Source organism: Aeromonas sp. R6-2 (assembly GCF_040908155.1).
Classification (GTDB): Bacteria; Pseudomonadota; Gammaproteobacteria; order Enterobacterales; family Aeromonadaceae; genus Aeromonas; species Aeromonas schubertii.
Map to the genome: position 1 here is coordinate 88,923 of NZ_JBFODE010000030.1, position 13,937 is coordinate 102,859.

Sequence of the window (13,937 nt, forward strand, 5' to 3'; positions counted from 1 at the left end):
GCTTGGCCGAGCGCCCCCTGCGTGCGGTGCAGCCGCATCAAAGTGCCAGGCATAGGCCGAGCGCCCCCCTGACACCAATAGACGAAGCCCCTCGCGGGGCTTCGCTCGTTTATGACCAACGATGAGTGTTCCATCCTTACCCCAGCAGCACTCCCAGGCTCAGCAGGGCCATCACCATCAGGGTGAGGAATCCCAGCAATGGGCCGATAAAGCGCAGCCAGTCCCCGTAGGCTACCCGGCCGATGGCCAGACCGCCCATCACCACGCCCGAGGTGGGGGTGACCAGGTTGGGCAGGCCCGAGGCGGACTGGAAGGCGGTCACCACCAGATCCCGCCCTACCCCGGCAAAGTCGGCCAGCGGCGCCAGCACCGGCATGGAGAGCACCGCCAGCCCCGATGAGGAGGGCACCACCAGGCAGAGCACCGCCTCTACCCAGTAGATGGCGTTGATAAAGGCCACCTTGGGCAGGTCCGCCAGCAGCCCCTCGGCGTAGTGCAGTATGGTGTGGGTGATATTGCCGCTGTCCATCACCACCACCAGACCGCGGGCGATGGCGATGATGAGGGCCACCCCCAGCAGATCCCGGGCGCCGCCCACGAAGCTCTCGGTGAGCTCCACCTCACTGAGACGACCCACCAGGCCGGCCACCACGCTCGAGGCGAGGAACAGGGCCGAGAGCTCGGCCATCCACCAGCCCCCCACCGAGACCCCCCAGATCATCACGGCGAAGGTGACGGCGAAGATAAAGAGCACCGCCTGACGGATGGGGGTGAGCTCGGGCGCCTGCTCCTGACGGGAGTGGAGAAAGTGGGCCAGGTTCTCTTCCCGCTGACGGGCGACGATAGAGCGGGAGGGATCCTGCTTGACCCGCTCGGCATAGCGCATCACATAGACGACGCAGGCGAGCCAGCCCAGCAGCAGGATGGCCAGTCGCAGCCAGACCCCCTCCATAAAGTTGATCTCGGCGGCGTTGGAGGCGATGACGGTGGCGAAGGGGTTGATGGTCGACCCCAGGCAGCCGATCCCGGCCCCCACCATGATGATGGCGACCCCCACTATGCTGTCGTAGCCGGCGGCGATCATCACCGGGATGAGCAGGGCATAGAAGGGGATGGTCTCCTCGGCCATGCCATAGACGGTGCCCCCCAGGGCAAACAGCCCCATCAGAATGGGGATCATCCACTTCTCACGCCCCGCCAGGCGCCCCATGGTGGCGCTGATCCCGGCGTCGATGGCGCCGGTACGGGTCACCACGGCGAGAAAGCCGCCGATCACCAGCACGAAGAGGGCCACGTCCACCGCCCGGGCGGTATAGTCGGCGGGATCATAGAAGCCCTGGATGGGGGCCATGATCACCTCAAGCGGCCCCTGGGGGTTGGCCTCGACGGGGGCGTAGGAGCCCACCACGGGGACCATGCGCCCCAGGGTTTCGTTCTTCTCCATCCGGTACTGGCCGGCCGGGATCACCCAGGTGAGGGTGGCCATCAGCACGGTGAGCAGCATCAGGATGGTATAGGCAGAGGGAAACTTGAATCGGGTCATCGTCTTGCTCCTTCGCGGGGGGCCGGGCCCCCCGCCATGCTCAGGCCACCTTGGCCATGATCTCGTTCACCGTCATCCCCCCCAGCCCCATCTTCTCGAGGGTGCGGCCGGCGCGGAAGTAGTCGGTATCGTTATAGGCCCCGTCGATGCGCAGGCAGGACTCCACCAGCGGGGTGGTGATCCCGGTCAGCTGGCCCAGCTCGTAGCAGGGCACCAGCAGGTAGGCGGCATCTTCGGTGATGTAGCGGCTCGCCGAGGAGTCGGGGGCGCTGTTGAGCTTGCCGTGGGTCTCGGAGGTGCGGTTCACCTCATAGACGCTCTGACACTCCATCTGGTAGAGGGCGTTCATCGCCTCGAGCTCGGGCACCAGCCTCAGCCCCAGCGCCTGCCCCACCGCCAGACGCTCCTGCTCCATGGCCGCCGCGGCGCGGGCGGTGGCCGGTGAGCAGCAATCCTTGTAGTAGTTAAAATCGCCGCCAAAGTTCTCGAGCAGCCCCATGTTGAGGGTGGTCAGCAGGGGGTGGCCGCCGAAGTTGATGTTTTCGAGCCCGGCGCTGATGACGTTGGGCAGCGCGGTGAGGGGCAGGGGCATCAGCGGCTGCAGCCGGGCGATCGCCTCGTCGGTGCGGCTTGCCGGCAGGGCGGCGAGGGGCAAGAAGCGCTTCATGCCGAGAATGGCGAGCTCGGCCGGGCCGACGATGCGGGTCGCCCAGGGGATGGAGATGGCATCGACGAAGGTGAGATCGAGATGGCCATACCCCTCCTCCTGCTGAATGCGTTTGAGCACCAAAGAGCCATAGTTGCCCGGCATCAGCAGGATCAGCTGGCCGTCACGCAAGTAAGGGAGCATCTGGCGAAACAGGGGCTCCTGGGCAAAGGAGGGAACCGGCAGGATCAGGATATCCGCGTAATCCACCGCCTCCTCCACCCGGCGGGTGAGGCGCTCGACGGGCTGAAAACCGGCGTAGGTCAGGGCGACCCCGTTATGCTCCGCCAGGGCCCGGATGCCGCCGGCGGCGGCAATCTCGTCCAGGGGGCCGTCAAACCCCTCGGATCCAAACAGGCAGACGCTCGCCCCTTGCAGGGTCAGGTGGTAGGCCGCCGTCAGCCCGGCGTTGCCCGAGCCGAAGATCGATACTCGCATGTGTGCACTCCTCCTCATGGGTGATGGCCCAGAGTAGGAGCGCAGGATCGCCCCCCTCCAATGACGAAGGCGGTGGGCACCATGCAAAAAGCGCATGGTGACCGGGCGGCGCGATACAACCAACTGAAAAACAAGGATAAAAACGTTTACCCATTGAACCTGGCCAGAGCGGCTAACTGTGATCCGGCGCATCCCCCAGCTCGCGGATGGCCCCGATATGGAGCAAGATCCCCAGCTCGTCGGCCAGCAGCCAGAAGCGCTCAACAAACTGCTCGGCGTGGCGATGGATGGGCCTCATCCCCGGATAGAGGATGTCGAATTCGAACGGCAGGGAGAAGCGCAAGGGGCGCATCACCAGGTTCGACTGCTCGCAGGCCAGGGTGGCGGTGAAGGGATCGGTCACCGCCATCCCCACCCCCTCGCGCACCAGGGCCGCGGCCGTGCTGGCGAGCGACACCTCCAGCTGCTGGCGGGTGGTGAGCCCATAGCGATGCAGCAGGGCATCGAGCCGGCGCTGCTGGGGATCCTTTTCGTGGCGGATGAGGGGCTGATCCGCCAGATCGGCCACATCCAGCGCCGTCAGCGCCGCCAGGGGGGAGCTCGCCGGCAGCAGGCAGACGCTCTCGCAACTCACCCGCTGGGCCTGCACCCCGGGCCAGCTCCCCTCCACGAAGGCAACCCCGATGTCGGTGGTCTGGCTCTGGATGCGGCGCAGCACCTCCTCGGAGCGGTAGGTCTTGAGCCCCACTTTGAGCCCCTCGCTACCGCGCAGGAAGCCCGCCACCACCCGGGGCAGGAAGGCGTTGGAGAGCAGCGGCATGGCGGCGATGTTGAGGGAGCCAAAGTGGCGGGTGCGAATGGCGTCGGCCGCGTGATCCAGCCCGGCCACCGCCTCGAACACCCGGGCCACCTCCAGATAGAAGGCCTGCCCCTCGTCGCTGAGCTCGAGGCGATTCTTCTTGCGCACAAACAGGGTGAAGCCGAGGCGCCCCTCGAGGGCGCTCAGCAGTCGGCTGACGGCGGGCTGGCTCAGGTTGAGGCGCTCGGCGGCGGCGGTCACCGTCTGACACTCGACGATGGCGCGAAAGGCGTTGAGTTGAGAGAGTTTCATCATCCCTCCTGGGAGCAAGGCGTGGGCACCCTATCAGAGCCCGCTCCCCGGCGCCACGACCCGCCGTCCACAGTGAGAGGTGACGCCGCCCTTTCAGGTGCGGCTGTCTTTAAGCAATACCAACAGCAGCCCCAATAGCCCCAGCGGTGGCACCAGAGCGAGCAGGCCGATCACCAGCCCCACCAGCAGGGGCGCATCGCAGCGATTTCGCGCCACCCACCACCCCAGCACCGACAACAGCCCCATCGTCAGCAACACCACCTGCCCCAGCAGGGTCGCATTTATATCCACAGGCTCTCCTTTTCCTCGCGTCCATCAGAGATGAGCAGGGTGCCATCCCCGCCCCGGCTCTGCCTCCCCAGGATGGGGGCTGGTCATCGATAGGCGAGACCGAACGAGCCAATAGATGAGAATGGATATCATTTAGTGCCTAATTGGTGGATACTTGCCTGCAAGCAAAGAGGGAGAGACCACCATGAAAAAGACCATCAGCTTCGCCGGACTGCACTTTACCGTCGCCTTTACCCTGGCCTGGCTGCTGACGGGCGAGCTGCTCATCGCCAGCCTGATCGCCCTGATCGAGCCCATGGTCAATACGGTGGCCTTCTACTTTCACGACCTCGGCTGGCACAGGCTCAGGCCTCGCCACAGCCTGCAGGCCAAGACCGCCAGCTTTGCCCTGGTGCACTTCTCGGTCGCCTTCACCGTGGCCTGGCTCTTGAGCGGCGAGCTGCTCACCGGCGGTCTCATGGCCCTGGTCGAGCCCGCCGTCAACACCCTGATCTTCTTCTTCCACGAGCGGGCCTGGCGCTGCCGCCATACCCTGGCCATCGCCTGAAACCAGAGAGGGGCCCATCGGCCCCTCTTGCTGATCAGGCTGCCGAGCGGCGCCCCTGACTCCACCCCTGCATGTCGTGACCTGTGGGCGCCTGATAGAGGCGCAGATGGAATTGATCGATCACCGCCAGCAGGTGGTCGAAGAGATCGGCCTGAATCCCCTCGTACTCGCCCCAGGCCGTGGTGGCGGTGAAACAGTAAATCTCGAGGGGGATCCCCTCCCCCGTGGGCGCCAGCTGGCGCACCATCAGGGTCATGTCCTGACGAATTCGCTCGTTGGCCCTCAGATAGGCCTCCAGATAGGCGCGAAAGGTGCCCAGATTGGTGAGATGGCGCCCGTTGATGGGGTTGGCCAGCGCCTCCGTGAGCTGCTGGTTGTAGTGGCTGAGCTCCTGCTCCTTGCGACTCAGATAGGGGGCCAGCAGGCTCGCCTGGCGCAGGGCCTGGATCTCGTGCTGGCCGAGGAAGCGCACGCTGGTCATGTCGATGTTGATGCTGCGCTTGATGCGCCGCCCCCCCGACTCGGTCATCCCCTGCCAGTTCTTGAAGGAGTCGGAGATGAGGGCATAGGTGGGAATGGTGGTGATGGTCTTGTCCCAGTTGGAGACCTTGACCGTGGTGAGCCCGATATCGGTCACCTCGCCGTCGGCACCGTATTTATCCATCTGCAGCCAGTCCCCCACGCTCAGCATGCGGTTGGCCGAAAGCTGGATCCCCGCCACCAGCCCCAGGATGGGATCCTTGAAGACCAGCATCAGCACCGCCGTCATGGCCCCCAGGCCGCTGAAGAGGAACAGGGGCGACTTGCCGAGCAGCAGGGAGAGCATCAGGATCCCCACCATGATGCTGGCGGCCAGCTTCACCCCCTGAAAGATGCCGCGCAGGGGCAGATCGCTGCCGAGCCGGGTACGCCGGCTGACAAAGAGCAGGCAGTCGAGCAAAGAGAAGAGGGAGAGCAGCAAGGAGAGCAGGATCCAGGCCTGGGTCGAGATGACGATGGTCGCCAGGCTGTCCGAGCCGCGTGGCAGCCAGATCTCCGCCTGTCCCAGCAGCACTATGCCCTGAAACACGAAGGCCAGCCGGTTGAACAGCTTCTGCTGCATCTGCCCCGGCAGCCACACCAGACCAGAGCGCTCGACCAAGCGCAGCAGGCGCACCAGCAAGATCCGGTGCAACAGCAGGTGCAGCAGCAAAGAGGTGAGCAGGATAAAGGCCAGGGCGATCACCACCCCCGCCAGGCCACTGACTTCGAGACCGAGCCCGGTCAGCCAGGAAAAGAGCTTCTCTTTCATCGGGTTCCTCCACACAGTGCGGGCAGGATACCAGCCCGAGCGCCCTCGACCCAAGCCAGCCCGACACCGCCTTTCGCACCATGGGCAGCCGCCCCTGCCCAGCGGGCGCGAATTGGAGTAGCCTGATGCCACCTATCCGATGGAGCCTCTCCCTATGAAATTCCCCCTCGTCGCCCTGCTGTTGCCCCTCTCCTGTACGGCCTTGGCCGCCCCCTCCTTCGACTGCGCCAAGGCAAGCGGCGAGGTGGAGCAGCTTATCTGCAAGGATGACGCCCTCGCCCGCCTCGACAACCGGCTCAGCACCCTCTGGCCCAAGGCCATCGCGCAGATGAGCGACGAGGAGAAGAAGCGGGAGAAGGCGATGCAGCGCGGCTGGATAAAAGGGCGCAACGAGTGCTGGAAGGGAAGCGACATGCGCGCCTGCGTCGAGCAAAACTACCTCACCCGCATCACAGAGCTGCAGATCAAGGGCGGCCAGGTGATGGTGCCCGCCCCGGTCGGCTATCGCTGCGGCGACACCCGGCTCACCGTCTACTTCTACAACGAGACGGCCCAGCGCGCCGCCGTCATCAACCTGAGCGACAAAGGGGCCGCCCCCCTGCAGTTGCTCGCCTTCAACGTGCGCACCGCCAGCGGCGCCAAGTACGAGGGGCAAAACCTCTCCCTCTGGACCAAGGGTAAAGAAGCCCTGCTGGAGCGCTATGGCCAGCCCGATAGCCAGTGCCAGGAGATGGCGGTGTCTGCCGAGTAGAGGCTCGCTGGCGCCTGGCCTATGGCCAGCCCTTTGATGCGGCTGCGCCGCATAGGGGTTTCGCCCGCCCACTTGGAGGCGCTCGGCCAAGCTCCTTGCCTATGGCAAGCATCACAATCCCAGCGGGATTGCCGCTATGCGGGGTTTCGCCCGCCCTGCGGGCTGTGGCGAGTGACTTCCTGCTGGCCCAAGAAGTCACCAAGAAGGCCTTCCCCCGCCCACTTTGAGGAGCTCGGCCAAGCTCCTTGCCTGTGGCTCGCCCTTTGATGCGGCTGTGCCGCACGCAGGGGGCGCTCGGCCAAGCTCCTTGCCTGTGGCCAGCCCTCTGATGCGGCTGCGCCGCATGGGACGCGAGGAGTTCCTCCTCGAAGGGGTTTCGCCCGCCCTTCGGGCTGTGGCGAGTGACTTCTTGCTAGCCCAAGAAGTCACCAAGAAGGCCTTCCCCCGCCAATCCGACCGCTTTGCGGTTGCCCTCGGCTCAGTCGCCAGGTCGGACGGACCGCCGCACACGGCATATCCCTATGCCGCCTGCGGCTGCGCCATCATCCTTGATGGCGCTCCTGACCTTGCTCCCTTACCTCGGCGGATTGCAGGGGGGACCAATACCCTGCCCCTCTGCGGCTATTGCTGATAGCCAACGGAGGAAATCGGGACACCCACCGTTCCTGCTGACCTTGCTACCCCCCCTCGGCGGATTGAAGGGGGAGCCAATCCCCTGCCCCTCTGATGCTTTTGCCGAACTGGCTGCATTCGCAGGCGCCAATAGCGCAGCGTATTCGAGCGTTCGCGGTCCGAGTCTGAAGCCGCGCCTGTGCGTTTAACTGTTCCAATGACGCTCGAAAACATGACGTACTGCGGCTGGCGGAGTCGGTGTCTCTCACTGGGTAGAAGAGGGGGCAAAAAGGCGTAGTTTTGGGCAAAAAACGAAAGCATGACCACGGAGTGTGAATTTAAGATTCAGGGGTTTTATTCATCAGGAGATGCGATCAACGCGTTCGTCTCTCCCCTTGGAGGCTGTATGTTTATTCGAAATCCCTTCAGTGCCAACACCATGACAGGGCAGGAGCGCTTCACCCCGACAGAGCATGCGAGGGAAGGTATTCGGTTGTCAAAAGCCGATGCCATGGCTAAAAGGCAAGAGATCAAAGAACAAACCATTACCCAATTATCAAACGAGCTATGGCTTGGCAGGGACGGCGATACGGTGGTCGCCAAAGCCTGTCAATCCGCTTTTAAGGCTCTGGGGAGCCCGTCAGACAAGCAGGATGCAGCCAAACAGCACCTCCTCTGTTATGCCGCCTTTAAGTTAGACAAGCTAATCGAAAATGGCAGTTATCTTGCCAGCCCAGCGGTCAACAAACCAATACTGAACAATACCGCCATGATGTTGGGGATCGACAGACATAATGCCGGAAAAAGCGCTCTCGAGAGTGCGGCGAGGGTATTGGTCGACAAGGCGGGTCTGGATCGGGTTGACCATGCCGATCGGGACATCAAGTCCGCAGTAAGAGATAAGCTGGTTCAAAAGACACTTCATAGCTTGACCGAAGAGATGAACCATGTGGTCGATGCATTTTTTGAAAAACATGACGTACAAGACGCCGATGGCCATTCCATCAGCGCCGCAAGAATCGATTTTAAAATCTATGACGATCTGCAGGCGCATCACCAGGCCATGCGTGAACAAAATATCAATGCACTGCACAGTGGCCTGGTCTGAATAGAGCAAGCGTATGGAGTGTGCGCTACCACTATGTACCGTCTCCTGACACCGGCCACAAGCCGGTGTCTCGCTCACCACCGCCCCACCTTCGGCATCGATACCCGAGCTTGCCGCAGAGCCACAGACCTTCTCGGGCTCTGATGCACTGACGCCGCTCCGTCCTTGCTACCTCCCCTTGTCATATGGAAAAGCGTGCCCTTTTGGGACTCTTTCAACACCAACACTCACCTTCACATATAAATATTGATTGGTTTATTGATCCGGCTCAATGAATGAGCGCTCCCCGCTCTCGCCTCAGGCTCCAGTTGCTAACATTTTCATTCGGATACCTACTCATTGGAGTCACCTATGAGCCAGGCCAGAGCAACAATACAAACAAAAGCAGCAGACTGGAGGCTGTAATTCAGGGGCGGTAGCCTTGTTAAACGAAAAAATAATAAACTGCCTACTAAGTATCAACCAATATCGTCATCCATGACGTCTCCCTTATACAATCATACGGCGCTTGCTTTCTTTTAATATAAAAAGAGCGAGAAAAATAAGAGGGTTTAGCATGCATTATTCCATAGTTAGAAACATTGCCGTTATATTTCTCTTGTTGTTTATTATACTGAGTATATTCACTAGCAACATAATAAATAGTGATGAACAACCAGCGATAATGATATTGGTATTTATATCTGCAACACTGGGAAGCATCATCAATCAATCTAATTCAACGACAGTATTAGACTCCTCATCTTTTTCTATAAATGAACAGTTGGTTTATTTTGCATGGAAGATACTAGTTGCAATAATATTCTCCTTATTACTATTCTATATTTTCTCTAGTCAACTCATCACGGGGACTATGTTTCCAAAATTCATAGGAATTGAACATCAATACCAAGGAACTATCGACTTCTTAAATCAAATAAAAGTACAAACCAATCAAGACGCCGCCAAGTTACTTGTCTGGTCTTTCATAGCTGGCTATGCAGAGAAATTCGTGCCAAATATTATACGAGAAATAAAAAGCACTGATTAATATCTACAGGTACAGCACACATCTCACCAATATATTAGAACAATAAAGGATTAAACAATGTAAATCAGACTCTAGAAGAGTCATAAATAGGTGAATATTATGAAATCAAAATCGACAATAGGATTTATAATATGTGCACTTTCCGTTATGTCAATGATAATAAGCGGATGCTCTTCAGTTCAACTCACATCTAAATATGATGAAACCATTGATCATCAGACTCAACAACTGCAAAGAAAGCTCGATGGGCATTTTGTTTCGATGCAGAATATGAAACATGAGGATCTTAAATATAAAAATCAACAACATTTTTATGAAGGTGTTCTTTCTGACTTAAATGCTCTAGAGGTTAGAGCAAGCGGAATTTACGACAACCAACAAACCATTGAACAATTAAAACTAATAAAAATAAATTTTGCCTATTTGATTCTACTCAACAAAGAATGTACGACTAACACTTTGTCTGCTCAACAAAAAGAAAGGGTAATATCAAACGGTGCAGACCTGTCAATGAACTGTAGAGTACTCCATGGAGCAGAAGAAGATATAGATAACCGTGGGGAGATTGCTTTAAACAAAATGTTAATTTCACCCATTCAAAAATTATTCAACCAACATCTAGGTGCAATTATGGCACTGGAAATGGAAAAGAAACGCGGCGAACATAAATAACATTGGAGGTTGATATGGAAAAAGTAAATGTTGACATCATTTTATCTGAAATGCTAGAGGCAGCTCGAAGTGTGTTCGATGCTAAATGGCCAAGCATTAAAGACTTTGCTGAAAAAGAATTTGAGAAATTAACTACAACCATTACTCAGATAGAGTTACTAAGAACTAGCAATCAAATAGGAGAGGGCGAAGCCAGTGTTCTATTTGAGATGCAAAAAAACACAGCACGAGCAGTGATGCTTACGTTGGAGGGCATGTCGTTATTATTAGTTGAAGGGGCTATAAACGCAGCATTATCAGTAGTAAGAGATGTGGTTAACAGTGCATTAGGATTCGCTCTATTATAAAAAGGATATTGCCATGACAATATTTAAGCTTGGACAGCATTCCCTTACAGAGCTTGAAGGTGTTCATCCAGATCTGATTCAAGTCGTTAAACGAGCAATAGAAATTACCCCTGTCGATTTTTCAGTTATCGATGGAGTGCGCACCATCGAAGAACAGCGGGCTTATGTCGCCAGCGGCGCGAGTACCACCATGTCCTCCCGTCACTTGGGTGGATATGCCGTTGATTTGGCCGCTTATATAGGAAACAAGGTGCGTTGGGAAACCGAGTTGCTCTGCAAAATAGCTCTCGCTATGCGTGAAGCCGCCCATGAGTACGGAGTACCTATTCGCTGGGGAGGAAACTGGGATGTGTTACTCACAGACTCTGAGATTCCCCCTGATGAATTGATTCAAGCCTATATCCAAAAACGCATCAGCCAAGGCCGCAAGCCATTCGTTGATGCACCGCACTATGAGCTTCCAAAAGACCAATATGCCTAGCCCTTGGAGCTGCGACACCAAACAGAGTGAGGAGATTGGCGCATCTTAGGCTCTGCACGCCAGGTAACGGACAACAGCCCGGCAAGCGATGAGAGGCCCATGCAGCAACAATGAGAGTCCTGTCCCTCTGTTGCATTTGCTGATGTTGAAGCACTGGGATAGCCACCACCAACCACGCTGGCTATCCCAATTTAATGGATCAATTTATTGATCTTGCTCAGGAAACCATCGTCTCCTGCTTCCCTCCCCCGCTCCACTCGCTAACATAGCCGTTTGGAAACCGACTCACCGGAGTCACCCATGCGCCAGGCCAAGGCAAGATCGCAGGTTAACAGCAGCAGACTGGAGGCTGTCATTCAGGGGCGGTAGCCTTGCCGGATGGAATGGATCAGCAAGAGCTGCCCACTGGGTCCACCCAAGGTGATGACGGGCCTTATGTTTATTTCTGAGCTGTTCACGTTGGCGTGGTTTGGCGGCGCTTTCAATGCGCAGCCCATGTACAGTTTTTTACACAGCCGTCATGGTGGTGCAAAAAGAGGACGTCAAGCGAATACGCACGGACACCTGATGTAATCTGTAATATTATGATTTCATAATGATTTTTACTTGGCGGCGATTGAAATGTTACGGAGTTAGATGGAATTCTCTGCTAACGGATTAGTACCGCCTTCCATCTAATCACTGTTATGTTTACTAAGGAGGCACAATGCCAGAACCAATAACAACTGTAGGACTGGGAGCCGTAGCAGCTTATCTGGGGAAAGACGGCCTTAATAAAATGCTTGGTCCTACAGCAGATTATTTGGGCGAAAGTCTTCGAGATTTCGCCCAGAAGCGCGCTCAAAACGTAGGAAAAATATTTGGCAATGCAGAGAAAAAGCTAGGAGATAAAATCGAACAGCCTGGACAAGTTCCTCCAAAGGTTCTTAAGACAATAATTAACGAAGGCTCGTATTCAGATGACGAAATTGCTGTTGAATACTTTGGTGGCATACTTGCCTCATCAAGGACAGAACAAGGGCGAGATGATCGAGGGGCCAGAATAGGAAAAATTTTAGATGGTTTGTCTGTATATCAAATAAGAACGCATTACATTGTGTACACTTTGATACGAAAAATATTCAAGGATAGTGGCTATAAATTTAATCAGGATGATAGGCCACGAATGCAGATATTCATTCCATGGGATTCGTATATTGGCGCAATGGAATTTTCGCAGAGTGAAATGCATCAATTTACATCTATAGTGAATCATTCATTCTTTGGATTGAGTAATGACGATTTAATAGAATCATTTCAATACGGACCGGAAGAGCACATGAAAAAACATTGTGCTGAAATTAAGGGCGGTGGAATTATCGTTTCTCCTAGCGCATTTGGTGCAGAGCTTTACTTATGGGGGTATGGGCAAGGTGACAAGGACCTAGCCTTCATTCTTAACGATGCGGAATTTTCTGATCTGCAAGGACTTCCTGTTATCAGGAATAACGTAATACCGAGCGATAATCAACATAACAAATCAATGCAGTCGACCGCTAACGCGTCGACTGATTGAGGCGTTATGCATCAGTAAGGAGTTGATTTCAGTGGAAGATAAAAAGCCATACTTATATTTAAACGCATTCCTGGCCAAGGATGAACATGCTTCGCTGCAAACAGCCGACTACCTAAAAGGATCATCTCAAGTTAACGCTTATGAACTTGATAGCAAGCATGAACTTGAAGGAAAACTATTCGTAAAAGTCTCTACAGAAAAAAAGCCAAAATGGAGTGGCTTTACGGAGAATATTACAGGCGTTTCACTAGATGAGCTTGCTAATCGCTCTAGCTCAGCAGTTCTTATTATAAAAACAGCCACAGCCACAATGGCTTTTACCTTCGGTTATGGTCGATTTCTGATAGATACAAAATATTTTATTCATGATTTTGGAATAAAAACTGCGCTTAACACACTTAATCATGACAGTTTGCGAAGCGTTGATCTTTTCACACTAGAAGATCAGGCAGTCCAGAAAAAGTCGCAAGCATCTAGAGAGTCTTCTGTCGGTGTATTTGGTATTGATATTTCGAGAGATGTTCTTAGAGCTGTCACTGGTTCACCTAAAAATGGTGTGAATTTGAAAAACATCTCCGGAGGGGATGCTGTTTATTCATTTGGCATAGAAATGGATGTGGGTGAAATATCCCAATTGGTTGATTTGCTCTCTGGTTACTATGCAAATGATTCATATAAAAGTAACTTTTCGTGGGTCGATAATATTAGGAAGATCAAAGAGAAATCCGAAATTGATCACTTAGATGCAAAGTTAATTGATAAGATTAAAGCAAAGAGTACCGAGATAACCATAACTATTCCAGAGATTGTTCAATGGGATAGTATCTATGGGTTCAGCTTCACTCGTACCAAAAATTCCATAAAACCAACAATTGAGCCAAAGGAATACCTTGATAACATAGATGTCGCGACAATTTCGGTTGACTCAATCAAACGAGACAAACTGTTTGTTTACGACGTTCATGAAAATGAGTCTGAGCACCAAATATACAAGTGCATCTATTTTGAGCATAAGGAAACAGATAAAACCTACATATTATTTGCAGGATTATGGTATGAAATCGACAATAGTTTTGTGGCTAGAGTCGACTCTACGCTGGGGAAAATAAATGTATCGTCTTTAGCCTTTCCTAGGGTTTATGTATGGGACGAATTCAAAGACGGAAAAACAAAATCAAAGATTGAATCAGAAGGTGATTACAACGAACGAGCTTCGACTAGTCATAGCTATCATTTACTCGATAAAAAATTGATAAAAAGCAATAGAACCACTACGCCTATCGAACTATGTGACCTAATGACAGATAACAAGCAGTTTATTCATGTTAAACATAGAAAAGGCGGATCAGCCGGTTTAAGTGTAACCGTTCACCGACAGGGGCTTGACGCACACAATTCGGCAGGGATGGGGTAATTCGTTTTCTCGATGCAGGCCCGGACGACGGCGCGCAGCC

General features: G+C 54.8%; 12 protein-coding genes and 1 pseudogene. 8 read left to right on the forward strand and 5 right to left on the reverse strand.

Annotation, left to right across the window (positions count from 1 at the left end; translation table 11 throughout):
- Positions 1-136: 136 nt before the first annotated feature.
- From AB5Y48_RS06285 to AB5Y48_RS06300, 4 genes are all read right to left on the reverse strand, one after another.
- Positions 137-1,543, reverse strand: coding sequence for a YfcC family protein (locus AB5Y48_RS06285; protein ID WP_368164018.1), 1,407 nt, complete (start codon positions 1,541-1,543; stop codon positions 137-139).
- A gap of 40 nt (positions 1,544-1,583) precedes the next feature.
- Positions 1,584-2,687 (reverse strand): NAD/NADP octopine/nopaline dehydrogenase family protein, encoded by a 1,104-nt coding sequence (locus AB5Y48_RS06290; protein ID WP_368164019.1) that lies wholly within the window; start codon positions 2,685-2,687, stop codon positions 1,584-1,586.
- Positions 2,688-2,859: 172 nt separating this feature from the next.
- Positions 2,860-3,798, reverse strand: coding sequence for a LysR substrate-binding domain-containing protein (locus tag AB5Y48_RS06295; protein ID WP_368164020.1), 939 nt, complete (start codon positions 3,796-3,798; stop codon positions 2,860-2,862).
- Between the two features lie 93 nt (positions 3,799-3,891).
- Positions 3,892-4,089, reverse strand: coding sequence for a hypothetical protein (locus AB5Y48_RS06300; protein WP_050667966.1), 198 nt, complete (start codon positions 4,087-4,089; stop codon positions 3,892-3,894).
- Between the two features lie 184 nt (positions 4,090-4,273).
- On the opposite strand from AB5Y48_RS06300, the gene AB5Y48_RS06305 reads away from it, so the two are divergent.
- Entirely contained in the window at positions 4,274-4,636 is a 363-nt protein-coding gene (locus tag AB5Y48_RS06305) for a DUF2061 domain-containing protein (RefSeq protein ID WP_224163526.1), read from the forward strand.
- Between the two features lie 34 nt (positions 4,637-4,670).
- On the opposite strand, the gene AB5Y48_RS06310 is transcribed toward AB5Y48_RS06305, so the two are convergent.
- Positions 4,671-5,927, reverse strand: coding sequence for a mechanosensitive ion channel family protein (locus AB5Y48_RS06310; protein ID WP_136614027.1), 1,257 nt, complete (start codon positions 5,925-5,927; stop codon positions 4,671-4,673).
- Positions 5,928-6,081: 154 nt separating this feature from the next.
- Here AB5Y48_RS06310 and AB5Y48_RS06315 point away from each other — a divergent pair, with 154 nt between their 5' ends.
- The 7 genes and pseudogenes from AB5Y48_RS06315 to AB5Y48_RS06345 all read left to right on the forward strand — a co-directional run.
- Positions 6,082-6,678, forward strand: coding sequence for an MliC family protein (locus AB5Y48_RS06315; RefSeq protein WP_368164021.1), 597 nt, complete (start codon positions 6,082-6,084; stop codon positions 6,676-6,678).
- A gap of 1,018 nt (positions 6,679-7,696) precedes the next feature.
- Complete coding sequence (locus AB5Y48_RS06320) at positions 7,697-8,398, forward strand: hypothetical protein (RefSeq protein ID WP_368164022.1); 702 nt, start codon at positions 7,697-7,699, stop codon at positions 8,396-8,398.
- A gap of 1,129 nt (positions 8,399-9,527) precedes the next feature.
- On the forward strand, positions 9,528-10,100 hold the full coding sequence (locus tag AB5Y48_RS06325) for a hypothetical protein (protein WP_368164023.1): 573 nt from the start codon (positions 9,528-9,530) through the stop codon (positions 10,098-10,100).
- 14 nt (positions 10,101-10,114) lie between these two features.
- The gene (locus tag AB5Y48_RS06330) at positions 10,115-10,447 is read left to right on the forward strand and encodes a hypothetical protein (RefSeq protein WP_368164024.1); all 333 of its coding nucleotides are present in this window, start codon (positions 10,115-10,117) and stop codon (positions 10,445-10,447) included.
- A gap of 13 nt (positions 10,448-10,460) precedes the next feature.
- Positions 10,461-10,928 (forward strand): M15 family metallopeptidase, encoded by a 468-nt coding sequence (locus AB5Y48_RS06335; RefSeq protein ID WP_368164025.1) that lies wholly within the window; start codon positions 10,461-10,463, stop codon positions 10,926-10,928.
- Between the two features lie 706 nt (positions 10,929-11,634).
- The gene (locus AB5Y48_RS06340; RefSeq protein WP_368164026.1) at positions 11,635-12,483 is read left to right on the forward strand and encodes a hypothetical protein; all 849 of its coding nucleotides are present in this window, start codon (positions 11,635-11,637) and stop codon (positions 12,481-12,483) included.
- Between the two features lie 31 nt (positions 12,484-12,514).
- Positions 12,515-13,831: pseudogene (locus tag AB5Y48_RS06345) on the forward strand (TIGR04141 family sporadically distributed protein); the annotation flags it as partial.
- Positions 13,832-13,937 lie beyond the last annotated feature (106 nt).

Bases quoted from the DNA above. Each gene is read 5' to 3' on its own strand.
- AB5Y48_RS06285 (WP_368164018.1), bottom strand. From the start codon at position 1,543: ATGACCCGATTCAAGTTTCCCTCTGCCTATACCATCCTGATGCTGCTC.
- AB5Y48_RS06290 (WP_368164019.1), bottom strand. From the start codon at position 2,687: ATGCGAGTATCGATCTTCGGCTCGGGCAACGCCGGGCTGACGGCGGCC.
- AB5Y48_RS06295 (WP_368164020.1), bottom strand. From the start codon at position 3,798: ATGAAACTCTCTCAACTCAACGCCTTTCGCGCCATCGTCGAGTGTCAG.
- AB5Y48_RS06305 (WP_224163526.1), top strand. From the start codon at position 4,274: ATGAAAAAGACCATCAGCTTCGCCGGACTGCACTTTACCGTCGCCTTT.
- AB5Y48_RS06310 (WP_136614027.1), bottom strand. From the start codon at position 5,927: ATGAAAGAGAAGCTCTTTTCCTGGCTGACCGGGCTCGGTCTCGAAGTC.
- AB5Y48_RS06315 (WP_368164021.1), top strand. From the start codon at position 6,082: ATGAAATTCCCCCTCGTCGCCCTGCTGTTGCCCCTCTCCTGTACGGCC.
- AB5Y48_RS06320 (WP_368164022.1), top strand. From the start codon at position 7,697: ATGTTTATTCGAAATCCCTTCAGTGCCAACACCATGACAGGGCAGGAG.
- AB5Y48_RS06325 (WP_368164023.1), top strand. From the start codon at position 9,528: ATGAAATCAAAATCGACAATAGGATTTATAATATGTGCACTTTCCGTT.
- AB5Y48_RS06330 (WP_368164024.1), top strand. From the start codon at position 10,115: ATGGAAAAAGTAAATGTTGACATCATTTTATCTGAAATGCTAGAGGCA.
- AB5Y48_RS06335 (WP_368164025.1), top strand. From the start codon at position 10,461: ATGACAATATTTAAGCTTGGACAGCATTCCCTTACAGAGCTTGAAGGT.
- AB5Y48_RS06340 (WP_368164026.1), top strand. From the start codon at position 11,635: ATGCCAGAACCAATAACAACTGTAGGACTGGGAGCCGTAGCAGCTTAT.